This window comes from Gaoshiqia sediminis (assembly GCF_025907915.1).
GTDB classification, from domain to species: domain Bacteria; phylum Bacteroidota; class Bacteroidia; order Bacteroidales; family Prolixibacteraceae; genus Gaoshiqia; species Gaoshiqia sediminis.
The window spans coordinates 315,697-340,541 of sequence record NZ_JAPAAF010000002.1 but is presented as its reverse complement, the minus strand read 5'-3'; the positions used below and the strand labels follow the sequence as shown (position 1 = coordinate 340,541).

Genomic DNA, 24,845 nt, shown 5'->3' with positions numbered 1-24,845 from the left:
CTCCTTTTAAGCTTCAATGGTCATACTTCCAACAATCTCTGGTTCGTGTTTCCAAGGTGTATCCACCAGTTTCCAGATTTTGGTGTCCAGCATACGTTGCATTTCTTTATAGAAATTGATCGCACCTTCGAATGCCGCGTAAGGGCCGCCGTAGTCGTAAGAGTGCAACTGTTTGAGAGGGACGCCGTACTTCTGCACCACATATTTTTCCTTGATACCGGCACAGAAAACGTCGGGCTTGTAGAATTCGATCAGCTTTTCGGTTTCCCAATGGTTCACATCATCGATGACCAGCGAATTCTTCTTCATTTCAGGCATCATACCTTCATAATCCTTGAATTTGTAGCCAGATTTTTCGAGCGAATCTTTTTTGGCAACCAAGTCGTCGCGGAAATGTGCTTCGTCTTTGGATACCACCAAATCCTCGATGTTCCGGGTGTCCGCATCAATCTTGATGTTGGGGATTACTTTCCGTCCTTCGTAATCGTCGCGGTGAGCGAACTCGTAACCGGCCGATACCACACGGATTCCCAGTTCGCCGAACAAATCCTGGTAGTGGTGGGCACGCGAACCGCCAACGAACATCATGGCCAGCTTCCCTTCAACTTTTGGTTTCACGGCTTCTTTTACCGCATTCACCTTGGCCATTTCGCGTTCGCAGATGGCATCTACTTTGGCTGTCAGTTCTGCATCGCCAAAATAATCGGCAATCTTTTTCAAGGATTTGGCAGTTGACTCTGCCCCGATGAAGTTCACCTTGATCCAGGGGATGCCGTACTTTTCTTCCATCATTTCAGCAATGTAGTTGATGGAGCGATGGCACATCACCATATTCAGGTCGGCTGTATGTGAATATTCCATACTCTCGATCGTCGAGTTACCTGAGAAGGTTGACAACAATTCGATACCAGCTTCTTCAAACAGACGTTCGATTTCGAAAGTATCACCTCCGATGTTATATTCGCCCAGCAAGTTCACCTGGAATTTACCTTTACGGGGACGGTCATTGTTACCCACCACGTTTTTGAATACCTGGTTGTTGGCAATGTGGTGACCGGCCGACTGCGATACGCCGCGATATCCTTCGCAGCTGAACCCGAAGATATTGATTCCCAATTCAGCTTTCATATCGCGGGCCACCGAGTGAACATCGTCACCAATCAAACCGACCGGGCAGGTGGAAAAAATGCCAATAGCTTTGGGGGCAAACATTTCGTAGGCTTCGCGGATCGCTTCTTTCAGTTTAGCCTCACCACCGAAAACAATGTTCTCATCCTGCATGTCGGTTGAAAAAGCGTAGGTCATGAAGTTGTCTTCACCCTCGGCCGGGCGGGTTTGGTTACGGCGGGTAAGCCACGCGTAGAAACTACAGCCGATTGGCCCGTGTACCAGGTTGATGATGTCGCGGGTGGGGCCAAGCACTACCCCTTTACACCCAGCGTACGTACACCCGCGTTGGGTGATTATTCCGGGAATGGTGCGGATGTTGGCCTGGATCTCCTGATCTGCATCGGGATCGTTGATCACCATCGATTTGTCGCGTTTTTTGGCGACTTTGCGCGGATACCTGGCCAGAATTTCTTCTTTCAGCGGCGTCGGGTCCGGCAATCCGTTTATGTATTCTTTTTTCTTAACCATAACTTGTTCGTTTTATCAAAGGATTAAATCACCCGTTTCGCCGGTCCGTACGCGATAGGTCTCTGCCAGGGGCAGGACGAATATTTTTCCATCGCCGGGAGCCGGGGTTTGGTTTACTTCAATAATGGTATCCACCACGGTCTGCACATCTTCGTCGGGAACGGCAATGTTGAGTACACGTTGCGGGCGGAGCCGGGGTTCTTTGCCCAGGTGGGCCAGCGCCTCGGGGGTGTCGTTTTTCACGCCTTCCAGCACTTTGGCGTCCCACAGGCCTTTGCCACGTCCGAAAACTTTTCCGGTGGCCGTCATCGAGCTGATGCCGGCCTCGGTCAGTGCCCTTTTGGTTTCGTTCATCTTATCGATGCGGATAATTGCCAATATCATTTTCATAGTCGTGGAATTTTAAGGTTACAATTCTTTGGTACCGCGACTGATGGTATAAGCTTCGTCAACCGGTGTCACAAATATTTTCCCATCGCCGAAGGCGCCGTTTGGCTCGGTGCGCGCAGCTTCCATGATGGTGGTGATGGCAAAGTCTTTGTCTTCGTCTTTCACCACGATGATCAACATCTCTTTGGGAAGCTCGTCGTAGGTAACATCGCCGATTTTGATACCGCGCTGTTTTCCGCGACCTACCACGGGGATTTTGGTAACCGCCACATAACCGGCTTCAAACAACGCCTTTAGTACTTTACTGGATTTCTCGGGACGGATAATTGCTCTGATCATTAACATGTTGTGTTCTCCTTTTAATTTAGTTTGACATTCTTGGGGCTAGTTGGCAATACCGAAATCGATCAGCAGCTGTTCCAGGGTTTCGATTTCCAGTGGGGTTGGAATAACGAAGGTGTCATTCTCGTCGATGGCCTTGGCAAGGGCCCGGTACTCGTCAGCCTGAGGATGGGTCGGATCGTACTCGATCACGGTTTTCCGGTTAATCTCAGCACGCTGAACCATGTTATCGCGAGGCACAAAGTGGATCATCTTTGTTCCAAGCTGTCTGGCCAATTCCACAATCATTTCACGTTCGTTGTCCACGTTACGCGAGTTACAGATCAAGCCGCCCAGACGGACACCACCAGCTTCGGCATATTTCTTCACTCCTTTGCAAATATTGTTAGCGGCATACATGGCCATCATCTCGCCCGATACCACGATGTAAATCTCCTGGGCTTTTCCTTCGCGGATCGGCATGGCAAAACCACCGCAAACCACGTCGCCCAATACATCATAAAAGGTATAGTCGATTTTGTACTTTTCATCCCAGGCGCCCAATTGTTCCAACAGGTTGATGGAGGTGATGATACCGCGTCCGGCACAACCAACGCCAGGTTCCGGGCCACCCGACTCCACACAACGCACACCGCCGTAACCTTCTTTCACGATGTCGTCCAACTCCACATCTTCACCTTCCGAACGAAGGGTATCCAACACCGTTTTTTGGGCCAGGCCACCCAGCAGCAAACGGGTCGAGTCGGCTTTGGGGTCGCAACCCACTACTTTTACATTTTTACCGGCTTCAACCAGTCCGGCCACGGTATTTTGTGTTGTAGTTGATTTACCGATACCGCCTTTTCCATAAATAGCTATCTTTCTCATCTTTTCAATTTTTTGAGGGTTCAACAATTTTTTCCTTTGCTGCCCCCTTTGCGAGAAGGATGCCAAAAGATGGATGAATGATGATTGGTGATCGATGATAAACTGTCTATAATACTGACAACAATACACTTACAGGCGCATTAGTTTTTTTTGGCACGGTTTGCCGGTACGCTAAGAATCCTACATTTTGGTAGGAACCAGCTTATAACGATACATGCTATGCTCAACAGCATAAATTCAATAAAAACAGGGGATACAGCCGTATTAACACTGGCTTAACCTACATTTTGGTAGGAATGGTCTGGCGGGAAAATCAGACCGGGAAAAGGGAAATTATGGACAGGGCTAATTTGCCTGTTATCGGTTTAGCGGGCCACAGGCACAGGACGAAGAAACGACCGGAGAGCATCAGGAAGAAGACAGATACCATCCCTCCGAAATCATAAAAATCCCGTTAGTTTAGGCATCCGGCAGCTTAGTTGTCTTGCTCTCCATGCTGGTTATCTCATTCCCGTTGCTAGTTAATGTGTTCTCCATCTTAGATACCTCATTCCCTCCTCTAGGAAACTCATTTTCCTCTCTAGGAAGGTCATTCTCCTCTCTAGGAGACTCATTCTCCTCTCTAGGAGGCTCATTCCCCTCGATAACAGCATAACTAGCGCCCTCAACGAGCAAAAAAGTATAAAAACAAAGCCAAAATGGCCGTTGGCAACTCAAACGAAACCAATTATTACCATTAGAAACCTAAAACAGTCACTTTTCAAACCAATTTGGGACAAAACAATCATGCTGAGTCAGTTTAAGATATTTTCACCCAGACCGCCTTTGCTTTCAATCCTAGAAGATGGCCCGCAGAAAACTGAAAGAATTCATCCGGCCATTCCCCTCCGACTGCAATTAACATTTCCTTAACTCCATTTGGTTGACTTTATCAACTAATTAAAATTACATTTGCGCCCGAAAGGAGACATACGAATGACATTGCAAAAACCATTGGGTTATATCCTGGGACAAACCATGCGGGTTTACCGCAACCGGATAAACTCGGTATTAAAGGAAAGCCAGATTGAACTGGGGATCGATCAGTTTCTGATTCTGCTCACCCTAAACGCACGCGATGACCTCACCCAGCAGGATTTGGCCCACCACCTGCAAAAGGACAAGTCGATTATTCTTCGCCAAATCAACGCCTTACTGGAAAAGCGCTATGTGGTGCGCTTGCCCGACAAAGACGATAAACGCAAAAAAAACCTGATCCTCACCCAAAAAGGCTCGGACACCCTGCAACAGGCCATTGACCTTGGCAAGCAACTTTCCGAGGAACTGCTGGCAGGTATCAGCACGGATGATCTAGCGGTTTTTGAAAACGTCATGCTGAAAATCCAGCAAAACGGCGGTTTCAATGAAGATGACGGACATAGTTGCTTTAAACAACCAAATACACAAAATGAGTAGAGTGGCAATGTATATTCACCTCACAGGAGGGCCAATTTCGAAGTAAACATCACACAAACAATACAATGAAATATAGGAAGACCATGAAACAATTACAGAAACTGAGTTTGGGGCTGCTGATCGGGGTAGCCGCCGCATGTACCACCCAACCGCAAGGCGGACAGCCGGGAATGGCGGGACAGGTACGGGAATATCAGGTTATGGCCGTAAAGCCGCAGACCATCACCTTAACCAAAGATTATCCGGCAACCCTGCAAGGGAAGCAAACCGTGGAAATCAGGCCCAGGGTAGCCGGATACATCGATGAAATCCTGGTGGACGAAGGCGCGTTTGTTCGTAAAGGACAGGTGCTCTTCCGTCTCAACGCCAACGATCTTCAGGCCAGCGTACGCTCGGCCGAAGCCCAGGTAAAAGTGGCCGAAGCCCAGGTTGTGGCTTCCCAAATCAACCTGGATAAAACCAAGCCCCTGGTAGCGAAAGATATCATCAGCCAGTTCGAACTCGAATCAGCCGAATCGAACCTGAAAGCCAGTCAGGCCCAACTGGCACAGGCCAAAGCCAACCTGGAAAACGCCAAAGCCAACCTGCAATACACGGTGATCACCAGCCCGACCGACGGGATGATCGGCACCTTTCCGTACCGTGTGGGCAGCCTGGTGAGCAGCGCCATTGCCCAACCGCTCACCACCGTATCGAACACCAGCGAGATGCATGCCTACTTCGCCATGAACGAAAAAGAATTTCTTGCGCTCACCAAAAGTCTGGAAGGGAAAACAATTCAGGAAAAGCTGGCGGTTATACCAGCCGTGCAACTGTTACTGGCCGACCAGTCGGTTTACGGACAAAGCGGAAACCTGGAAACTGCCAGCGGCATTGTTGACCAGCAAACCGGATCGGTGAATATACGCGCTGCCTTTCCGAACCCGGAAGGCTTGCTTCGCAGCGGCGGCAGTGGCTCGGTGCGCATCCCGCAACAAATCGACGCGGCCCTGGTTGTGCCGCAACAAGCTACCTTCGAACTGCAAAACAAGCACTTCGTGTATGTGGTAGGCGCCGAAAACAAGGTCCGCAGTACCCCCATCGAAGTGTTGTCGGGCAACCTGAAAGACATTTATGTAGTCACCGGAGGTTTACAGGAAGGCGACCAGGTAGTTGTTGAAGGGATTGCCACCTTGCGCAACGACATGCCTGTTCAGCCCAAACTGGTGGAAGCCGGAAGCCCGGCAACCGGCCCGTCAGCAGGAAACCAGGTTAATAACTAAATCCGTCAGAAATCATGTTCAGAAAATTTATTGAAAGACCGGTGCTCTCATCGGTCATCTCTATTATAATTGTCATTCTTGGGGTGCTGGGACTGGCGAGCCTTCCTATTGAGCAATACCCCGACATTGCGCCGCCCACCATCCGGGTGTCGGCCAACTACACCGGGGCCAATGCCGAAACGGTGATGAAAAGTGTGGTAATTCCGCTCGAAGAACAAATTAACGGGGTGGAAGACATGACCTATATGACCTCGACCGCGAGCAACAACGGATCGGCGACCATCGAGGTTTATTTTAAGCAGGGAGTGGATGCCGACATGGCAGCTGTGAACGTGCAAAACCGCGTGGCACGGGCCACCAGCTTGCTGCCGGCCGAAGTGACCCGCGCCGGGGTAATTACCGCCAAACGGCAAAACAGCATGTTGATGGTGTTTTCGCTGTACAGCCCGACAGGCGAATACGACGAGGTTTTCCTCCAGAACTACAGCAAAATCAACTTGCTGCCGCTCATTCAGCGGGTAAACGGCGTGGGCGAAGCGATGGTCTTCGGCGCCAAGGACTACTCCATGCGTGTTTGGCTGAAGCCCGACGTGATGGCCGCCTATAACCTGATGCCCTCGGATGTGATCGCCGCCCTGAACGAGCAAAACCTCGAAGCTGCCCCGGGCCGCTTCGGCGAACTGAACGAACAGTCGTTTGAATATGTCATCAAATACAAAGGCAAACTCAGCCAACCCGAAGAGTTTGAAGACATCATCATCAAAGCCGATAAAAAAGGCAACCTGCTGCGATTGAGCGATGTGGCCGAGATTGAGCTGGGTGCGCTCAGTTACTCCATCAACACCGCAACCATGAACAAACCGGGAATCACGATGGCTGTTTTCCAATCGCCGGGATCGAATGCCCGCGAGGTAATTGTTGAAGCCAAAAAGGTATTGGACGAAGTTGCCCAGTCGTTCCCGGAAGGGGTGAACTACCACATCCTGATGGATGCCAACGAGTTCCTCGACAGCTCCATCCAAAAAGTGCTGAGTACCCTGCTCGAAGCGTTCATCCTCGTGTTTATCGTGGTGTTTGTCTTTTTGCAGAATTTCCGGGCCACCCTCATCCCGGCCATTTCCGTGCCGGTGGCCATTATCGGTACATTCTTCTTTTTGAATGTTTTTGGCTTCACCATCAACCTGCTCACCCTTTTTGCGCTGGTGCTGGCCATCGGGATTGTGGTGGACGACGCCATTGTGGTGGTGGAAGCGGTACATGCCAAGCTCGACCAGGGCGCAAAAAATGCGCGGTCGGCGGCCATTTCGGCAATGGACGAAATTTCGACGGCCATCGTGTCCATCACCCTGGTGATGTCGGCCGTGTTTATCCCGGTGACGTTCATCACCGGAACAACCGGCGTATTTTACAAGCAGTTCGGGATTACACTGGCCGTGGCCATTTTGCTGTCGGCGGTAAACGCGTTGACCTTAAGCCCGGCGTTGTGTGCCATCTTTCTGAAACCGCACAGCGAAAGCTCGCTGCACAACAAAGGCCTGATGCAGCGGTTTTATGCGTCGTTTAACGTGGCTTTTGATGCCATGACATCGAAATACCGAAAAACCGTCAACTTTTTCATGGTGAAAAAGTGGGTGGCTGCGCTGCTTATTGTGGTCTTTACCGGCGTATTGGTTATTTTGATGAAAACCACGCCTACCGGTTTTGTCCCTTCCGAAGATACCGGAAGAATGTTTATCGACATCAGTCTGCCACCAGCTACCTCGATGGAACAAACCCGTAAAGTAGTTTCGGAAGTAGATCAAATACTGGCCAACACTCCCGAAATTGAAGGACGGTCGATGATTGTCGGAAGTTCGCTAATCAGTGGACAAGGAAGTTCTTACGGAATGATTATTTGCAGCCTGCAGCCGTTTAAAGAACGGAAAGGGGAAGGCCAGGATCTGAATAGTGTGATCAAGAAACTGTATGGCGCCACCTCACAAATAAAAGACGCGAAAATCATCATCTTTTCACCCCCAATGGTTCCGGGCTTCAGTATCTCCGGAGGTATCGAGCTCAAGCTGGAAGACAAAACCGGGGGCGACATCAAGAAGTTTGAACAGATCGCCGGCCAGTTTCTGGGAGCGCTCAACCAGCGCCCGGAATTCCAGTACGCGATGACTTCGTTCAACACCAATTTCCCGCAATACCAGGTAGATGTTAACGTAGCACGCTGCAAGCAATCGGGCATTACGGTCAGCTCGGTGCTATCGGCCCTGCAGGGGTACGTTGGCGGTTACTATGCATCCGACTTCAACCGTTTTGGCAAGCAATACCGCATCATGGTACAGGCCGATCCGGCTTACCGCGGCAACCCTGAAGACCTGAACAACATGTACATTCGTACCTCCGACGGACAAATGGCGCCCATCACCCAGTTCATCAGCACGAAACGGGTTTACGGGCCGGAAAATATCACCCGCTTCAACATGTACACTTCTATCTCGGTGAACGGTGCGCCCAACTTTGGTTACAGTTCCGGCGATGCCATCAACGCGGTGAAGGAAGTTGCCGACCAAACGCTGCCCCCCGGTTACGGATACGAATTTTCGGGATTGACCCGCGAAGAGATGGCTTCGGGCAACCAGTCGATTCTGATTTTTGCCCTGAGTATTATTTTCGTCTATTTTCTGCTGGCCGCGCAGTACGAGAGCTTTATCCTGCCGCTTTCAATTCTTCTGTCGATGCCAATCGGAGTGGCAGGCTCATTCATTTTTGCCCGCCTGATGGGGGTTGAAAACAACATTTACTTGCAAATTTCCCTCATCATGCTTATTGGCTTGCTGGCGAAAAACGCCATCCTGATTGTGGAGTTTGCTCTTCAGCGGCGCCACGCCGGAATGACCATTCTGCAATCGGCCATCGAAGGTGCCACCGCCCGTTTACGACCTATTTTGATGACCTCTTTCGCCTTTATTTTTGGGCTGATCCCGTTGGTGATTGGCGGCGGCGTGGGTGCAAACGGCAACCGCTCGATCGGCGTTGGCGCTGTTGGCGGCATGCTCGTGGGAACGCTCATTGGCATCCTGGTCATCCCAACCATGTATATGATTTTCCAAACCCTCCAGGAAAGGGTAAAGAAACCTGAAATAGAAGATATTTCGGAAATGAACACCCTGGAATAATGAATCCTGAAAAAAATCAGAACAAATTATGAGAACAATTTCATTGAAATATATTTTACCTGCCATCAGTCTGTTGCTACTGGTTTCGTGCAGCACACCGCAGCACTTTCAGCGCGATACCATTGATACACAAGAGCTTTTTGGTACGGCAGCAACCGATTCGTCCACCCTGGCCGACCTCCCCTGGCAGGAAATGTTTACCGATCCGCTGCTGCTGGATTACATCCGCGAAGGGCTTGACAATAACCTGGACCTTCAAATTGCCGTTCAGCGCGTTGCCGAAGCCGAAGCCTATCTGGCACAAAGCAGGGCAAGCCTTTTACCGGGTATCAATGCCATCGGTACCAGTGTTTACACGCGCAACCCCGAATCGGTTTATCCCGATGGCCCGCGCGAAGTAAACAGCCATCAATTGGGACTGGAAGCCAGCTGGGAAGTTGACATCTGGGGAAAGCTCAGCAGCTCGAAACGGGCAGCTTATGCCAACTTGCTGGCCAGCGATGCCGGCCGGAAAGCTGTTGAAACCCGATTGATCGCAAATATTGCGTCAACCTATTACTCCCTGATGGCGTTGGATGCCAAACTGGCCATCACCCGTCAAACCGTGAAAAACAACATCGACTTGGTTGAAACCATGAAGGTGCTGAAAGAAAGCGGAAGGGTGACCGGCGCCGCCATTGTACAAAGCGAAGCGGCCCGCTTTGCAGCCGAGGTGACCATCCCCGACCTGGAACAGCAGGTGCGCGAAACCGGCAATAACCTCTGTCTGTTGCTGGGGCGTAATCCGGGCAATTTGGAGCGCAGCACACTGGCCGGTCAATCCATCCAACAACCGCTGCAAACCGGAATTCCGGCCCAACTACTGGATAACCGCCCTGACGTGATGCAGGCCGAATATGCCGTTGTTAGCGCCTTTGAAATGACCAACAGTGCCCGCGCATATTTTTATCCCAGCCTGACCCTGAATGCATCAACCGGATTTGCCGCCACCGAATTGGACGAGTTGCTTGATCCGGTTTCGTTTGCAGCAAATGTAGCAGGAGGACTGACTGCCCCCTTGTTTAACAAACGGGCAAACGTTACCCGCCTTCGCGTTGCCAAAGCTCAACAAGAGCAGGCCCTTTTAAGCCTGAGGAATGCTTTGCTGAACGCCGGACAGGAAGTAAACAACGCCATGGGAAACTATCAGGCAGCCAGCACAAAGGCCAGCTTACGCAGCCAGCAGCTTACCGCACTGGAAAAGTCGGTTGAATATACCCGCGAACTCCTGAACTACGGTTCGGCCACTTATACCGAGGTGCTGAATGCGCAGCAAAGTTTACTGGCTGCGCAACTGGGCCAGGTGAACGACCAGCTGCAACAACTAAATGCCACGGTATCGCTTTACCGGGCGCTCGGTGGCGGATGGAGATAGTCGCTTTCTAATTTTAACGAGTGATGCTTTTGTTTGGAGGCTGCCAATATTGTCAGCCTCCTATTTTTACAACTAAGTTTCAATTTAAAAGCCATCTTGCCTATTTTAAAGACAATATATTCCAAAACAGCCTTAAACTTGATAAATAAAACAAGAAAACACACCGCTAACTATTTTATTTTCACGCCATACAAGATATTAAAATTTGACTTTATGCTGTAGAATATATCACTTTCAAATCATAAGCCAAACTCAATTTCAAGTCTATTTTAATGGATATTACTCGATAACAAGTTGATTTTATCAAACCAAAATCAATTTTAACTTTCAATTTGAAAGTAAGACTTTTTTAACAAAAGAAAAAACTGCGTTTTATCAGCTTGCCGTGTCATTTCTGTTTCTACATTTGCTGCCGTTATCGATTATGTAACGCTAAAAATTCAAATGTTATGAACAGAAAACAACGTATTGTCAGCTTATTATTCATTGCATTAATTGCTATTTCGTCAAGCGTTTTTGCCCACCAGGGCGGAGCCTTTGTTGATGATTATAAAATTTCCCCCAAAGTTGATTTTGTGCCCGGAGTCGAGTTTCAGCAAAGTTGGAACATTACCTACGGCGAATCTTCACGCCCGGTACAAGTACTCTATAAAGAAACCAAGACCGGTGAGGAGTACATCGTTCGCACCAGTTATTTTGAAGTGAAGTATGTCAATTCGGATCGCGGATTCGGTGTGAAACCGCTGAAATTATCGGAACAACAAGTTCCTGCCGACCTGAACATGAAGGTACTGAACTCCAACGGACTGAATAATCAAAAAATAATCAGCGGAAGCAAAGTTGCCAGGGAACAGGTATTGGAAATGATCGCCAGCTATTTGCCGGAGTTAATCAATGGAGAATACCAAAGCATCCTAAACTAATTTTTAGATAAGCATCAATTCTGACAGGCCGTCCCGGTTTTCCGGGGCGGTTTTTCATTTCCGGAAGGCTTGTCAGATAATGATAACCAATAAAATAAGCAACAAGAACAGCATGAACAGCACCAACTGGTTTCGCACAAACAAGCCCAACAGGATCAGTACTTCCACTTCTTCGGTGTCGGCGGTGTAAATTTCAATGCTACCTTTATCTTTTGACAACAATTCGTTACTCTGGAAAATGATGATCTCCTGCCCGTTAAACTTCCAGGCCCAGCGCGATTGCCAAAAGTTTTTAATCTCCAACTCAAACCGTTTACCATTGATGATCAAATCACTTCGCGGATTAACCAAATTGATCATGATGGTGCCCAACGAAGCTTGGTTGTTGGCATCCTGAATTTCAAGCCGTGAAAGGAAGAAGTCACGATTCAGGATAAAACGACGACCGTTCAGTATAGCCAGTGCATTTGAGCTAAATACATTGTTCCAGTCGATCGACCCAATTTGTTCGCTATTACGGGTAATAAACAACTTGTTCTTAAAAATGCCTTTTGACCAAACCAGTTTTTCCATTTGTCCTTTTTTCAACGGACAAGCAAGTTAAAAAATTTGGGACACAATTGCGCGACATTTCACCAAGCCACCGATCTAAAAAATGTTAATAATTGTTGCGCAAGTAATAAAAAAACAGGGAAGCAGTTACCGGCTTCACGTATCGCAAATGAATGAGAATTCTTTTTGGCCTAATTCTTCATCAACGTTTTGGTAGAAAGCAGCCCGCAAGCTGCATAAATATCCTGTCCGCGCGAGGCTCGGATGGTGGTGGTAATGCCTTTCCGCTCCAAGGCGTCTTTAAACTCCTGCAAGGTTGCCTCATCCGTCCCTTTCAGCGGAGTATCCGGTATCGGGTGAAAACGGATCAGGTTGATGCGGCATTTAATGCCATCCAGTACACGGGCCATTTCTTTTACATGGGCAGGCGTATCGTTCAGTCCATGAAAAACAATGTATTCGAACGACACCCGGCGCTGGCGGCCAAAGTCCCAATTGCGGATTTCGCGCAGCACTTCTTCCAGCGGATAAGCAATTTCAACCGGCATCAGCTTTTGGCGTTCATCGTGGAAGGGCGTGTGCAAACTGATCGCCAGGTGACAATCACTTTCATTCAGGAAACGCACCAGTCCGGGAACAATGCCGATGGACGAAACCGTGATTCGGCGCGGGCTCATGGCAAAGCCCCACTCGCTGGTGAGGATTTGCGTGCTTTTCAGCACTTCATCCAGGTTGTCAAACGGCTCGCCCATCCCCATGTACACAATGTTCGAAACTTCTTCCCACTCCGGAATGCTGCGGATTTGATTAACAATTTCACCTGCAGTCAGCTGCCCCTGAAAACCTTGCTTTCCGGTCATGCAAAAGAGGCAGCCCATTTTGCAGCCCACTTGCGACGACACACAAACCGTCTTGCGGTCCTTGTCCGGAATCATCGCCGTTTCGATATATTTACCGTGAATGGTGGGAAACAGATATTTTTTCGTCCCGTCCCGGCTTTCCTGCACCCGCGTGGGGTCAATCAATCCGAAAGTGTATTTCTCACTCAGCAATTCCCGGGCTTTTTTGGATAGGTTGGTCATTTCGTCAATCGACGAAACCGGTTTCTTATACAGCCAGTCGGTCAACTGGTTGGCCGTGAATTTAGGCAGCCCTAATTCTACACATACCTGTTGCAGTTCTTCCAGCGTTTTTCCAAATAAAGCCTCTTTCTCCATCACATAAATTTTGGGCAAAATTAGAAATAAATTTCGGCAATGATGTTTTCGTACGGAATACCCCGCGAAATCAACAAATCGCGCACCTCGACCACCATCAGCGCCTTGCCGCACAAGTAATATTCCACATCCGCCGGAAGGTTTTCCACAGTCCGCAAATAATCGGTCACCCGCCCGTGAAACACATCACAAGATTGCTCGCGCGAACAGCAACGCCGGTAGTTTTTGCCCATAGCCCAGTCCAGTTCATCTTCAAAATAAAACTGGTTGAGGTAACTCGCACCGTGCACCAACACTTTGTTATCGGCCAAACCCGACTGAAACATGCTGTAAAACGGGGCAATACCGGTCCCGGTAGCAATCCACCAAGCAGATTTTGCACTGCCTGCAAAACCTCCGTAAGGTTGCGAAACCAGCACTTTGTCACCCGGAATTAGCGCTGCCAGTTTGGGGGTCAGGTAGCCACCTTCTTTTATATTGAAAAGAATACGCAGTTCCTGCTCGTGGTTGCCGCTGCAAATACTGTAAATGCGCGGCGGCTGCACCCGGTCAACCGCTAGCTTGACCACCTGCCCCGGTAAAAAATCGAACCTTCTTTTCACTGATAGCAAAAAAACTCCCGGCGAAATTTCCACGTTGTTTACAATGGTCTCTTCAAAAAGCTCACGTTCAGCTTTTACATACTCTTCGGCTTTGGCCATTTTGTTACTTTTGTTTGTCCCATAAAACGCAACCAAAACCGTTTGGTTTTCATCAACTAAAGAAAAAAACAATGAAACGCCTGTTTTTCAATATCCTGCTGGTGGTTTCTGTTTTGTCTTCGTGTAATAAAGACGAAGAAACGCCCGAACGGCTTCCCGGCTGGATGCAGGAAAAAATTGAGGAAGTGATCTCCGTTTCGAATATGAATATTTGTGAAATCTGTGACGTAACCATCACCGAATATGCCGGCAAAAAATATTACGATCTTTACTGCGGACATTGGTCGTGCCGATATTGTTATTTTTTCGACGAAGATGGTAATGCCCCGCAATGGGAAACTGCCGACTGGGAGACTTACGAAGCAAACAAAAAATGGTAGCCGTTGTCCCGGCCTGCAACTGAACCTTTCTCATGTTCCTGCCCGCATTTTCAAAAAGCCCGTCAATTTTTTCTACCTTTGCCGGTATTAAAATCAGGCATATGCGCTGCATCGTTAATTTTGTTATGAAGGGTCTGAGCTGGCTGCTGATTCTCCCGGTATATTTCTACAAATACGCTATTTCTCCCATTTTGCCTGCATCATGCCGCCATGTGCCCACTTGCTCACAATACGCCATCGAAGCGCTGAAAATTCACGGCCCGTTTAAAGGATTATGGATGGCCACCCGCCGCATCCTGCATTGCCACCCCTGGGGCACACATGGTTACGACCCGGTCCCGCCCAAGGGTCAAATCAGGGTAAAAAAACTCAAGCTAAAAAAATGAGGTCTAGCCAGCTTGTGCCAATACTGGAAATTTTATTCGGTTTCCCAATCAGTATCTGACACTTCACAATCGCCATGCAGGAATATTCAGCTTGGCATTCAACAAACAAATCAATTTTTGGTTACTTGAAGGGGAAATGAAGTTTATTATCTTTGAATAACCAGATCGAAAAATTTATTAGATACATGAGAAAAATAATCCTTTTTATACTGATACTCGGCTTTGGTTGTACCACACCCCCAACCACCGACAAGCCAATTGTGGCTGTAAGTATTCTTCCGCAAAAGTTTTTTGTGGAAAAAATTGCAGGCAACCTGGCCGAAGTGAGGGTACTGGTACCGCCGGGCGCCAGTCCTGAATTATATTCACTAATGCCTTCACAAATGAAAGACCTGGCGGCTGCCAAACTATGGCTGCGCATTGGGAAAATCGGCTTCGAGGAAGGCTGGGTTGAAAAAATCCAGCAATCATCGCCGGGGCTGAAAATCGTGAACACTTCGGTGCAGGCCGATTGGATTGCCGGCGAGGAAGAAGTGCATGGCGATCATGTGCACTTGCACGGTATCGATCCGCACATCTGGGTGTCGCCGGGCGAGGTCCGCAAAATTGTTGCCGAGACTTACCTGGCCCTCGTTAACCTTTTCCCGGAACAGAAAGATCTGTTAGAAGCCAATCACAACCGCTTTCAACACGAAATTGATGAGTTGGACACTGAATTGAAAAGCAAGTTTGACCAATTACCCGGCAAAAAATTCCTGATTTTCCACCCCGCTCTCACTTACCTGGCCCGCGATTACGGGCTGGAGCAAATTGCCTTGGAAGTTGACGGCAAAGAACCTTCGCCCAGCCATTTGCGCTCGCTGGTTGAACTTGCGAAAGCCGAAAACATCCGGGTAATCTTTATTCAGAAAGAATCAAACGCTGACAATACACGGCAGCTGGCCCGTGAAATTGGCGGCGAGGTAGTCCAGGTTGATCCGCTGAATGAGGCTTGGGACCAACAATTACGTGAGATTGCAAACAAAATCACCCAGGCCACAAAACCATGACAAAACTGGTCGAAATAAAAAACCTGAACGTCAGTTACGACGAGGAACGGGTGCTGGAAAATGTGGCGCTCACTATTTCGCGAAACGATTTTCTCGGTGTGATTGGCCCCAACGGAGGCGGCAAAACCACACTGATCAAAGCCTTACTCGGACTTGTAAAGCCCGAGCGTGGTGAAATCATTTTTCACATACCGGCAACCAAAATCGGTTACTTGCCGCAAATCAACCAAATAGACAAGCGCTTCCCCATTAAGGTAATTGACGTTGTGCGTTCCGGAAAAACAGAGAAACATCCGTTCAACCTGTTCAGGAAAAACCAGGAAGAGACCACCCATGCCGAAAACCTGTTACAGGAAATGGGTGTATTGCACCTTCGGAACAAAGCCATTGGCGAACTATCGGGCGGACAAATGCAACGTGTATTTCTTTGCCGGTCGCTGATGAACAATCCGGAGCTACTGATCCTTGACGAACCGGATACGTTTGTGGACAACCACTTTGAAAGCGAACTGTACGAAAAGCTGAGAGAGTTGAACAAACGCATGGCCATTGTGCTGGTGTCGCACGATGTGGGAACCATTTCATATTACGTGAAAACCATCGCCTGTGTAAATACGCATTTGCACTATCATCCAAGCAATATTATCAGCACAACACAACTTGCTTCATATAATTGTCCGCTGCAGATTATCACGCACGGGCCAATCCCGCATACTGTTTTAAGTTTGCACGAAAATGACGAGCAACATGGGCACAATCATTGACCTGTTTTCATACGATTTCTTTGCTAACGCATTCTGGGCCTCGCTGTTTGCGGCCATCACCTGCGGCATCGTTGGCACCTACATCGTATCACGGCGTATTGTTTTTATCAGTGGAGGCATCACGCATGCTTCGTTTGGCGGCATCGGCATCGGCTACTTCTTAGGGCTGAACCCCTTGCTCGGAGCTGCTGTTTTTGCCGTATTCTCCGGCTTGGGCATCCAGTTTTTCACTCAGAAAGGGAAACTGCGTGAAGATTCGTCCATCGCCATTTGGTGGTCGCTTGGCATGGCTATTGGTATCATCTTTATTTATCTTTCGCCAGGGTACGCCCCAAACCTGATGAGCTACCTTTTTGGCAGCATCCTCACCGTATCGACTACCGAAATCTGGCTGATGGCTGCGCTTTCCGCCTTGCTGATCGGCTTTTTTGCGCTGATGTACCGGGTGATTTTATACGTGGCGTTCGACGAAGAATTTGCCAAAACAACCGGGCTCCCCGTCAACCTGATCAATTACCTGCTGATCAGCCTGATTGCCATTACCATTGTGCTCAACATCCGGGTGGTGGGGATTATCCTCATCATGTCGCTGCTCACCCTGCCCCAAGCCACGGCCAATCTGTTTACCAACGATTTCAAACGTATGATGCCACTTTCGGTGGCATTTGCTTTTATCGGCTCACTTACCGGACTGCTGGTTTCCTTTTTCGCGGATATCCCGTCGGGTGCATCCATCATTTTTACTTTGGTGGTACTTTTTGGCCTGATGAAGTGGTTTGTCTTCTTGCGAAAAAAATGGTTAAAAAATGGACGATAGAAAAATACTGACCTGTCCCAATTGCGGACAATCATTCGACAAAGACAGCCTGCAACGCGACTGTGGTAATTGTTTTGCCTGCACTGGCTGCGAAATATACCTTTGTCCGAATTGTCGCGGTGAAATTGTGGTAAAACCCATGAAAAAGTCAATTGGAAAAAATAAGCCGGAATAGACTATCCTTCCCGTAGAAATTACAAAAACGAAAGGCCCCGTTTCCGGAGCCTTCATTTAAAGAACTATGCTGCATTGTGTGAAAAAACCTCGTGGAGGATATCGGGATACATTTCCCCGAAATTTTCGTTGCACCATTTGATCAACTCTTCGAGCTGGCCAGGTTCTACCCAATTCATGCTCTTGGTCAACTCTTTGCGAAACAACTCACGGCTAAAACTTACTTTGGGTAAGATTACTTTTGCGTACTCTATCATGGCTCTGGTTGTTTTGGTTGTTACTTGTATAAATTTAATGAGTTTGTTCCTATTTTCTTATGCTGAAAAATAGGTACTGCACTAATTGATTTACTTTTCCAACACAAATGGTCAATAAGAATTTGGCGTTCAACAATATCTTTCAAATAAGAAATTGCCTTGTTGTAAAACATCCGCCTTTTTAAAACCCGCCCAAAGTAAGCGTTCTTTATTTAAGCCGTTCTTACAATACTCTTAACAAAATTTGAAATCTTTTCTTCCAATGTTAGCTCACCATCAAGCGCCTTCACAAAGGCGCTGCCAATGATAGCCCCCTGCGCGTATTTGCAGGCATTTTCAAAAGTCTCCCGATTCGAAATGCCAAAGCCAATCAGTCTGGGATTCTTCAGTTCCATCTGCCGGATCCGTTCAAAATAATCCTGGTGAAAATCTGAAACATTGTTTTTCACCCCCGTGGTGGAGGAACTGGAAACCATGTAAATAAACCCGCTTGAAGCCTCATCAATCTGACGAAGCCGCATTTCGGAGGTTTGTGGCGTAATCAGCAGGATATTGTGCAAATTGTACTTTTCGAAAAGCGGCTGATATTCTTCCTGATATTCGTTTAAAGGAAGATCAGGTAGGATGAGCCCATCGATGCCAACTTCGGCACACTTCTGACAAAAATTTTCGACGCCAAACTGCACTACCGGGTTGAGATAGCCCATCAAAATCAGCGGAATGTTCACTTTGTCCCGAATATCTTTCAATTGCTCAAACAGTTTTTTGATGGTCATCCCATTGTGTAACGCTACCAGGCTGCTGTGCTGGATAACCGGTCCATCGGCTACCGGATCGGAAAACGGCATACCGATTTCAATCAGGTCAACACCATTTTCCACCAGATTCTCGATGATGGTAACGGTGTCGTCCAGTTTCGGATAGCCCGCCGTAAAATATACCGACAAGATGTTCTCTTTTTTATCCTGAAAAAGTTGGTTGATTCTGTTTTGCATGATACTAAATATTAATACCCAAAATAAGTTAAATACGTTTCCATGTCCTTGTCGCCGCGGCCTGAAAGGTTCACCACATTGACATCATCCGGCTTCAGGTCTATTTTCTTAAGTACTGCCAGGGCATGGGCCGACTCCAACGCGGGGATAATCCCCTCCAGCTGGGTCAATTCCAAGGCGGCATCCAACACCTCAGTGTCGGTAGCCCACAGGTATTTGGCACGGTGAGTGGCAAACAAGTGAGCATGCATGGGGCCGATTCCGGGGTAATCCAAACCGGCCGAAATCGAGTAGGGCTCAATAATTTGACCGTCATCAGTTTGCATGACAATCGACCGCGAACTGTGCAAAACACCGGGCTTCCCGAGAAAAAGAGTGGCAGCACTTTCGCCCGAGTTCACACCCTTACCGGCCGCTTCAACACCAACCAGCTCCACGCTCTCTTCATCCAGAAAATGGTAAAAAGACCCGGCAGCATTGCTACCACCGCCAACACAGGCTATTACCCGCGTTGGTAATTCGCGGCCCAGCTGTTCATCCAGCTGCCAGCGGATCTCTTCGCTAATCACCGACTGAAAACGGGCCACCATGTCGGGATACGGGTGCGGTCCAACCACCGAACCAATGATATAGTGCGTGTCCACGGGATTGTTGATCCAGTCGCGCATAGCTTCGTTGGTGGCATCCTTCAGGGTTTTGTTGCCCGATTCGGCCGAAATGACCTGTGCCCCCAGCATACGCATTTTTTTTACGTTTGGCGCCTGCCGCTGCACATCCAGTGCCCCCATGTACACAATACATTCCATGCCCATGAGCGCACAGACGGTAGCCGTTGCCACCCCGTGCTGTCCGGCCCCGGTTTCGGCAATGATCCGCTTTTTGCCCAGCGCTTTGGCCAGCAAAATCTGTCCGATCGTGTTGTTGATCTTGTGCGAACCGGTGTGGTTCAGATCCTCCCTTTTCAGGAAGATGTGGCTCTGGTAGCGTTCCGACATGCGTTTTGCATAATACAACGGCGATGGACGGCCCACATAGTGTTTCAGCAAATTGACAAAATCCTGCCGGAAGTTATAGGAATTGATGATCTCCATGTACTTTTCCTGCAACTCTTCGATGTTGGGATGCATCATCTCTGGAATGAAGGCTCCGCCAAATTCGCCGTAATAACCTTTTCTGTTAACTTGATAGCTCATATGATTGAGATTTTGTGACCCCCTACTCTATCCCCAGAAAAAGGGAAAGATCTGGCGATCTTTTCATTTATAATTTTAATTCCCTGTGTCATTTCTCTTTATGCCGAAATCTCTTACCTCTTTTACGAATTTCGCTGTTTTTCGGGCATCCTTAAGGGCAGGCTTCAATTCGAAACCACTGTTAATATCAATTCCGAACAGTTGCGGGTGGCTAATATTTCTGATTTCCGGAGCATCCCCCGGGCCAATGCCCCCGCTGAGAAAAAACGGAACATTGTCTGTGTAGTGATCCAGCAGTTGCCAGTTAAATTTTTCGCCGGTCCCGCCGGGCAGCCTTCCTTTTGTGTCAAACAGGAAGAAGTCAACCATCTTCGAGTAGCTTTCCAACAGGCCGAAGTCGAAATCTTCATCTATCGAAAATGCTTTGAAAACAGTCAGCCCTGCTTTCTTTACCGCTCCACAATAGTCCGGCGTCTCTGAACCATGTAGTTGCGCCACGGCCAATCCGAATTGTTGGCAACTGTCAATCACCACATTGGGTTCATCATTCACAAAGACGCCCACTTTTTCAATTTCTGAAGGTACCCGGGCAAAGATAGCCGGGTCAGGTTTTTCGCCAACATATCGTTTCGATTTCGGGTAAAAGATGAAGCCCAGATAATCAGGACGGGCTGCACAAACGGCGTCGATATTTTCCGGGTCGCGCATTCCGCAAACTTTTATTTTCAGGGCCTTGTCGCTTTCCATATTCTTACTGAAATGATGTTTTGACATTCACCCTTACAAATTTTTGATAAACTCGGCACATGCCTTGGCCGGGTCATCCGTTTTCATGAAATTTTCGCCCATCAGAAAACCTTCGAAACCGGCTTTGCGAAGGTAGCGGATATTCTCCACCGATGACAGGCCGCTTTCCGAGATGCGCACCATCGATTCGGGCAATAACTTTCCAAGTCTGACAGATGTTTCCACATCCACCTCAAAGGTTTTCAGGTTACGGTTATTCACGCCCACCAAGTCAACCAAGGGGTTCAGTTTTTCAATTTCTTCTTGGGTGTGAACCTCAACCAAAACTTCCAAGCCCAATTCTTTGGCCAGTTCGGTCAGCTTCAGCATCTCTTCTTTGCTCAGGCTGGCAGCAATCAGCAAAATCAGGTCGGCTCCGTGCGCTTTGGCTTCGTAAACCTGATACGGATCGAGCATAAAATCCTTCCGCAAAATTGGTGTTGCCGGATTGGCAAAGCGTGCTTTTGCCAGATTTTCAAACGAGCCGCCAAAATAATTCCGGTCTGTCAGTACCGAAAGACCGCACACCCCGGCAGCTACATAGCCCGAGGTAACTTCTGTCACCTCTGCATTTTCGTTAATTACCCCTTTTGAGGGCGACTTCGTTTTAAACTCCGCTATAATTCCACTGGACCCGGATTTATGCAAAGCTGCTTTCAGCGAAATGGTCCTCCGGCTGAAAAAGGGTGATTTCTTCAAATCATCCAGACTAATTTTTTCTTTTGCCTCAGCCACTTCACGGCGTTTATTGGCATTTATTTCGTCGAGTATGGTCATAACAATTTCGGGTTCAGAATTTCAAATTTTAAATTATACGCCTGTCAATCTTCTGAAAACGTCCAGCGCCTTTTTGCTTTTCAACGATTCGCTGGCTTCGGCTACACAATCGGCCAGTGCTTTCTGGGGAAACATACATTTTATTCCCAGAGCAGCGTTGGCAATCACCACGTTTTCCTGAGCTTCCGTACCCTTTCCTTCCAAAATATTTTTAAAAATTTTAGCGGCATCTTCCACCGAGTTGCCGCCCGAGAGTTCTTCCGGTTTAACGGTTTTGAAGCCAAAATCGGCAGGCGACAGGTTGTCTTCAGTATCATTGGAAACATACCGAGCATCGCCGGTCAACGAAATCTCGTCGTAGCCATCCAGGCTGTGAACGATCAGAAAGTTCTGCCCGCTGTCCTGAAATACCTGGTGGTAAAGATCCATGATCTCCAAATCGGAAACGCCCACCAACTGGTTTTTTGGGAATGATGGGTTAATAATTGGCCCCATCATGTTGAAGATGGTCCGTACTTTCAGCGCCCGGCGCACCGGACCAACGTTTTTCATGGCCGGGTGGAACAGCGGCGCATGGAAAAAACAAATGCCAATCTCTTCGAGCTCACGTCGTAGCTTGGCCGGGTCGTTACTGAACTGATAGCCAAAATACTCGAACATATTGGAAGCGCCGCTCACCGACGACAGGCCATAGTTGCCATGCTTGGTGACTTTATATCCGGCGCCGGCCAAGACAAAACAACTGGCCGTTGAAATATTGAAGGTATTTTTACCATCGCCACCGGTGCCAACCACATCGATGGTGTTGTATTCCGAAAAATCAACCGCTACACACAGATCTAGCAGCGCCTGCCGGAAACCGGCCAACTCCTCCGGTTTGACCGGTCGCATCCGGAACACAGTGAGGAAGGAGGCAATTTCGGCTTCCGAAAACATTCCCTCCGCAATCCGGGCCAGGATGTTCCGGGCTTCCTCCTTTGTCAGGCTTTTCCCGGTAAACAGGTAGTTTAACGTATCTTTCATGAAAATTCGAATTTGTGAATCCGGGACTCAAATCCCAGGTTTTATCTTCTTTTCAGCAATCTCTCTTCTTTGCGTTAATTCTTCAACCAGTTTTCGATTATCTTTTCGCCCAGGGGGGTCAGCACCGATTCGGGGTGAAACTGCACACCGCGCAAATCGTACTGCTTGTGTTTCATCGACATGATTTGTCCGTTGGCATCTAAACTCGTTATTTCCAGGCAATCGGGCAAGCCGTCCTGGTCAACAATCCAGGAATGATAACGACCAGCATCAAACTTTTCCGGAATATCCTCAAACAAAACCGGATCAGAAGCAACCTGTGTAACCGGTGTGGCAATGCCGTGCAACACGCGGCTCATGTTGATCAGCTTGGCCCCAAACGCTTCGCCAATGGCTTGGTGGCCAAGACAAACGCCAAACATGCTTTTGCGGGGGGCAAATTCGCGGATGATGTCCATCAGTAGGCCAGCCTCTTCGGGAATCCCGGGACCTGGCGAAAGCACAATTTTATCATACTTTTCCAGATCGCTCAGCTCAAGCTCGTCGTTGCGGATCACATCAACCGGTAGGCCTGATATCTTTTTGATGGCATGCACCAGGTTGTAGGTGAACGAGTCGTAATTATCAATGACTACTATTTTCATTTCTGTCGGATTAAATTTCTTTGGCAATTTCGATGGCTTTTTTCAGTGCAGCCAGTTTGTTGTTTACTTCCTGTAGTTCGTTTTCCTCTACCGAGTCGGCCACAATGCCTGCTCCCGCCTGGTAATACAATGTGTTCCCTTTGCTCAGGAACGAACGGATCATAATGGCGTGGTTAAGGCTGTTGTCGAATCCAATAAAGCCAATCGTGCCACCATAATAACTGCGTCGCTGGTTTTCGTACCGGTCAATCAACTGCATGGCCATGTGCTTGGGCGCACCCGACAGGGTTCCGGCCGGAAATGAATCACCCAGTACCGTCACCATGTTGGTATTGGCCGGTAATCGTCCCGACACCTCCGAAACCAGGTGAATGACGTGCGAGAAGTATTGTACTTCTCTGAAATTATCCACGTTCACATCATCGGCATTTCGGCTGAGGTCGTTGCGGGCCAAATCAACTAACATCACATGCTCTGCATTTTCTTTCGGATCGGCACACAGCTTTTCAGCCAATACTCGGTCCTGCTCGTCGTTCCCGGTTCTACGAAAAGTACCGGCAATAGGATTGATGATGGCCCGTCCTTTTTTAATGCGTAGCTCAGCTTCCGGGCTGGAGCCAAAAATCCGGAAATCACCGTAGTCGAAGAAGAACAAATAAGGCGATGGATTAACCGACCGCAATGCCCGGTAAAGGTTAAAATCATCCCCTTTATATTGTTGCGAGAACTGGCGAGAAAGCACAATCTGAAACACATCACCGCGATAACAGTGTTCTTTCCCCTTGGTGACCATGTGGCGGTATTCGTCATCCGTGATGTTGGAAACCTCTTCTCCCTCAATTTCAAACCTGGTTGCCGGAAATGAAAGGTTTTTCAGTAACGACTCAATCTGTCCCATCTCGGCAGGTTCGCCGTCCGGAAGGTTTTCAATCAGCGAAATCATGTCCTTCGAATGGTCAATAGCCAGAATGTACTTGTAAAAACAATACTTCACTTCAGGAATGGCATAGCTTTCTTTCTTTTCGGCGGTGATTTCAATCTTCTCGAAATATTTCACCGAGTCGAAACTCAGGTAGCCAAACAATCCGTTGGCAGGAGTATCAGCTGTATCGCCTGAAAGTTGAAACGATTTAAAAAAGTTGTTTAACTCACGGGCAACCGTGTGATGGTCTTCAATTGCGATTTGCTGGTCGCGGTGCCCTTTATTCTCGATAGTAATTTGCCCTTGATCGGCTGTAAAGCAGGCCAGCGGCTTGATACAAATAAATGAGTAGGCATTTTCATTGCCGTGGTAGTCCGAACTTTCGAGCAAAATCGACTGCGGAAACAACTCGCGAAACTTCAAATACACACTGACCGGTGTGAGCGTGTCGGCCAGAATTTTTTTGACGGTTACTTTTACGGGTATTGGATTCATATTTGATATTTTTATTTTTTGCACATAAAAAAAGCGGCTTACCGTGTTCCGATAAGCCGCTTTCATCATTCATGTGGGGCATGACAGCTACTTCTCTCCACGGTATTGTGAAAAAGTTTTGCGCCACCACCAATTTTTTGTCATGAATGTGTTCATCGTTAATATTTTTAAAAATACCAATATGGCTGTTACTTCTTGTTTCAAGAAGACCCCACCACGGAAGCCATATTGTATTTATTTTTTTGTCAGAATTTGAAT

26 protein-coding genes are annotated in these 24,845 nt (G+C 48.2%); 11 read left to right on the top strand and 15 right to left on the bottom strand.

Features of this window, described 5'->3' with window-relative positions:
* Positions 1–6: 6 nt before the first annotated feature.
* From nifD to nifH, 4 genes are read right to left on the bottom strand one after another with little or no spacing between them, the layout of a single operon-like run.
* Positions 7–1,638, bottom strand: a complete 1,632-nt coding sequence (gene nifD, locus N2K84_RS03130; protein ID WP_282590315.1) for a nitrogenase molybdenum-iron protein alpha chain — start codon at positions 1,636–1,638, stop codon at positions 7–9.
* Between the two features lie 15 nt (positions 1,639–1,653).
* Complete coding sequence (locus N2K84_RS03125; protein ID WP_282590314.1) at positions 1,654–2,028, bottom strand: P-II family nitrogen regulator; 375 nt, start codon at positions 2,026–2,028, stop codon at positions 1,654–1,656.
* Between the two features lie 18 nt (positions 2,029–2,046).
* A complete protein-coding gene (locus N2K84_RS03120) occupies positions 2,047–2,373 on the bottom strand; it encodes a P-II family nitrogen regulator (protein WP_282590313.1) in 327 nt (108 codons plus the stop codon).
* A gap of 39 nt (positions 2,374–2,412) precedes the next feature.
* Positions 2,413–3,237, bottom strand: a complete 825-nt coding sequence (gene nifH, locus N2K84_RS03115; protein WP_282590312.1) for a nitrogenase iron protein — start codon at positions 3,235–3,237, stop codon at positions 2,413–2,415.
* A gap of 975 nt (positions 3,238–4,212) precedes the next feature.
* Here nifH and N2K84_RS03110 point away from each other — a divergent pair.
* The 5 genes from N2K84_RS03110 to N2K84_RS03090 all read left to right on the top strand — a co-directional run bounded on the left by N2K84_RS03110 (position 4,213) and on the right by N2K84_RS03090 (position 11,455).
* Positions 4,213–4,692, top strand: a complete 480-nt coding sequence (locus N2K84_RS03110) for a MarR family winged helix-turn-helix transcriptional regulator (RefSeq protein WP_282590311.1) — start codon at positions 4,213–4,215, stop codon at positions 4,690–4,692.
* A gap of 83 nt (positions 4,693–4,775) precedes the next feature.
* Positions 4,776–5,954: an efflux RND transporter periplasmic adaptor subunit gene (locus N2K84_RS03105; RefSeq protein WP_282590310.1), complete on the top strand. Its 1,179-nt coding sequence runs from the start codon at positions 4,776–4,778 to the stop codon at positions 5,952–5,954.
* Between the two features lie 14 nt (positions 5,955–5,968).
* Positions 5,969–9,118, top strand: a complete 3,150-nt coding sequence (locus tag N2K84_RS03100) for an efflux RND transporter permease subunit (RefSeq protein WP_282590309.1) — start codon at positions 5,969–5,971, stop codon at positions 9,116–9,118.
* Positions 9,119–9,146: 28 nt separating this feature from the next.
* Positions 9,147–10,532 (top strand): TolC family protein, encoded by a 1,386-nt coding sequence (locus N2K84_RS03095; RefSeq protein ID WP_282590308.1) that lies wholly within the window; start codon positions 9,147–9,149, stop codon positions 10,530–10,532.
* Between the two features lie 449 nt (positions 10,533–10,981).
* Complete coding sequence (locus N2K84_RS03090; RefSeq protein ID WP_282590307.1) at positions 10,982–11,455, top strand: hypothetical protein; 474 nt, start codon at positions 10,982–10,984, stop codon at positions 11,453–11,455.
* Between the two features lie 72 nt (positions 11,456–11,527).
* Here the strand turns inward: N2K84_RS03090 and N2K84_RS03085 are convergent, their stop codons facing one another.
* The 3 genes from N2K84_RS03085 to N2K84_RS03075 form a co-directional block, all read right to left on the bottom strand.
* The gene (locus N2K84_RS03085; RefSeq protein ID WP_282590306.1) at positions 11,528–12,028 is read right to left on the bottom strand and encodes a hypothetical protein; all 501 of its coding nucleotides are present in this window, start codon (positions 12,026–12,028) and stop codon (positions 11,528–11,530) included.
* 170 nt (positions 12,029–12,198) lie between these two features.
* Entirely contained in the window at positions 12,199–13,224 is a 1,026-nt protein-coding gene (rlmN, locus tag N2K84_RS03080; RefSeq protein WP_282590305.1) for a dual-specificity RNA methyltransferase RlmN, read from the bottom strand.
* Positions 13,225–13,244: 20 nt separating this feature from the next.
* Complete coding sequence (locus tag N2K84_RS03075) at positions 13,245–13,925, bottom strand: ferredoxin--NADP reductase (RefSeq protein WP_282590304.1); 681 nt, start codon at positions 13,923–13,925, stop codon at positions 13,245–13,247.
* 71 nt (positions 13,926–13,996) lie between these two features.
* On the opposite strand from N2K84_RS03075, the gene N2K84_RS03070 reads away from it, so the two are divergent.
* The 6 genes from N2K84_RS03070 (at position 13,997) to N2K84_RS03045 (ending at position 17,496) form a co-directional block, all read left to right on the top strand.
* Entirely contained in the window at positions 13,997–14,305 is a 309-nt protein-coding gene (locus N2K84_RS03070) for a hypothetical protein (RefSeq protein WP_282590303.1), read from the top strand.
* A gap of 101 nt (positions 14,306–14,406) precedes the next feature.
* Positions 14,407–14,691 (top strand): membrane protein insertion efficiency factor YidD, encoded by a 285-nt coding sequence (gene yidD / locus N2K84_RS03065; protein ID WP_282590302.1) that lies wholly within the window; start codon positions 14,407–14,409, stop codon positions 14,689–14,691.
* Positions 14,692–14,876: 185 nt separating this feature from the next.
* Positions 14,877–15,740, top strand: coding sequence for a metal ABC transporter solute-binding protein, Zn/Mn family (locus tag N2K84_RS03060; RefSeq protein WP_282590301.1), 864 nt, complete (start codon positions 14,877–14,879; stop codon positions 15,738–15,740).
* Positions 15,737–16,504, top strand: coding sequence for a metal ABC transporter ATP-binding protein (locus N2K84_RS03055; protein WP_282590300.1), 768 nt, complete (start codon positions 15,737–15,739; stop codon positions 16,502–16,504). Before N2K84_RS03060 ends, N2K84_RS03055 begins: the two co-directional genes overlap by 4 nt.
* Positions 16,488–17,321, top strand: a complete 834-nt coding sequence (locus tag N2K84_RS03050; RefSeq protein WP_282590299.1) for a metal ABC transporter permease — start codon at positions 16,488–16,490, stop codon at positions 17,319–17,321. The genes N2K84_RS03055 and N2K84_RS03050 overlap by 17 nt, the downstream gene beginning before the upstream one ends.
* A complete protein-coding gene (locus N2K84_RS03045) occupies positions 17,311–17,496 on the top strand; it encodes a hypothetical protein (protein WP_282590298.1) in 186 nt (61 codons plus the stop codon). Before N2K84_RS03050 ends, N2K84_RS03045 begins: the two co-directional genes overlap by 11 nt.
* 64 nt (positions 17,497–17,560) lie before the next feature.
* Here the strand turns inward: N2K84_RS03045 and N2K84_RS03040 are convergent, their stop codons facing one another.
* The 8 genes from N2K84_RS03040 to N2K84_RS03005 form a co-directional block, all read right to left on the bottom strand.
* Complete coding sequence (locus N2K84_RS03040) at positions 17,561–17,752, bottom strand: hypothetical protein (protein WP_282590297.1); 192 nt, start codon at positions 17,750–17,752, stop codon at positions 17,561–17,563.
* A 212-nt stretch (positions 17,753–17,964) separates the two neighbouring features.
* A complete protein-coding gene (trpA, locus tag N2K84_RS03035) occupies positions 17,965–18,747 on the bottom strand; it encodes a tryptophan synthase subunit alpha (RefSeq protein WP_282590296.1) in 783 nt (260 codons plus the stop codon).
* Positions 18,748–18,758: 11 nt separating this feature from the next.
* A complete protein-coding gene (trpB, locus tag N2K84_RS03030) occupies positions 18,759–19,940 on the bottom strand; it encodes a tryptophan synthase subunit beta (protein WP_282590295.1) in 1,182 nt (393 codons plus the stop codon).
* A 75-nt stretch (positions 19,941–20,015) separates the two neighbouring features.
* Positions 20,016–20,714: a phosphoribosylanthranilate isomerase gene (locus N2K84_RS03025; protein ID WP_282590294.1), complete on the bottom strand. Its 699-nt coding sequence runs from the start codon at positions 20,712–20,714 to the stop codon at positions 20,016–20,018.
* A 6-nt stretch (positions 20,715–20,720) separates the two neighbouring features.
* The gene (gene trpC / locus N2K84_RS03020; protein ID WP_282590293.1) at positions 20,721–21,503 is read right to left on the bottom strand and encodes an indole-3-glycerol phosphate synthase TrpC; all 783 of its coding nucleotides are present in this window, start codon (positions 21,501–21,503) and stop codon (positions 20,721–20,723) included.
* A 33-nt stretch (positions 21,504–21,536) separates the two neighbouring features.
* Complete coding sequence (gene trpD, locus N2K84_RS03015; protein WP_282590292.1) at positions 21,537–22,526, bottom strand: anthranilate phosphoribosyltransferase; 990 nt, start codon at positions 22,524–22,526, stop codon at positions 21,537–21,539.
* Positions 22,527–22,600: 74 nt separating this feature from the next.
* Positions 22,601–23,170 (bottom strand): anthranilate synthase component II, encoded by a 570-nt coding sequence (locus N2K84_RS03010; protein ID WP_282590291.1) that lies wholly within the window; start codon positions 23,168–23,170, stop codon positions 22,601–22,603.
* Between the two features lie 10 nt (positions 23,171–23,180).
* A complete protein-coding gene (locus N2K84_RS03005; protein WP_282590290.1) occupies positions 23,181–24,587 on the bottom strand; it encodes an anthranilate synthase component I family protein in 1,407 nt (468 codons plus the stop codon).
* Positions 24,588–24,845 lie beyond the last annotated feature (258 nt).